Annotated in this window: 1 protein-coding gene and 1 pseudogene; both read right to left on the reverse strand. The window is 51.4% G+C overall.

Features of this window, described 5'->3' with window-relative positions; translation table 11 throughout:
- Nucleotides 1–181, reverse strand: a pseudogene (locus R7Q09_RS25440) (hypothetical protein); the annotation flags it as partial.
- Nucleotides 174–545, reverse strand: coding sequence for a hypothetical protein (locus tag R7Q09_RS25445; RefSeq protein WP_000516918.1), 372 nt, complete (start codon nt 543–545; stop codon nt 174–176). The gene R7Q09_RS25445 and the pseudogene R7Q09_RS25440, both read right to left, overlap by 8 nt.
- Nucleotides 546–729 lie beyond the last annotated feature (184 nt).

A 729-nucleotide genomic window follows, 5' to 3' on the forward strand; every position in this document is an offset into this window, starting at 1 on the left:
AAAACGAGGCCCCTGAGTAAATGCCACCGACAACCCAGCGCCTTTTGCTTTTTCCCTTTGAGAAATACATCTCACGGCCTAAAACACCATCGCGCAAAGTGGCTACCGAGATAAATAGCCCAGCGTCCCCTTTCCTAAAGCCGCAGAACACAAACTCAAGCGGTTCGTATAAATCACTCATGCTGATCACTCCGAAGAACAGACAAGACCTTCTCAGCTCGCTCCTGGAGGTCTATGAGTTCGGCAGCATCATTACCGCTCAATGACATGCCCCCGCCATAGAGGCGATACTCAACGCTGTCCATCGCCTGGCGAAGCAATCCTAGAAGAGCATTCACGTTTGCCGGTGTTGATAGGGCGACGGCTTCACCTTTCAGCTCACGTCCATTAAATTCCGACCACTCGGCTATGCCTGTCAGTTCGCAACAATTTGAGCAGGACATACTGGCAACATTCTGGGGATCGTCTGGACAGTGTCCATTGATGACAAAGTTCATCTCGTCACTGCCGCACTTTCCACAAATGATGTGTACTTTTTTGCCCATGCTGCTGCCCTTAGTGGAGAGTCTGCTCTTCCACAACAATCATCCCGTCAACCAAGCTGATTGTGGCGGGACCGCAGTTACCCAGCACCTCAGCTTTGACTCCGTTGTTCAACGCGACATAAAGCCGTCTCGCCCCGTTGGTGACGCGGATGCCTTTCTGGTCGAGTTGTTCAAGCATTTCTTC

This window comes from Vibrio sp. 2130-1, assembly GCF_033339515.1.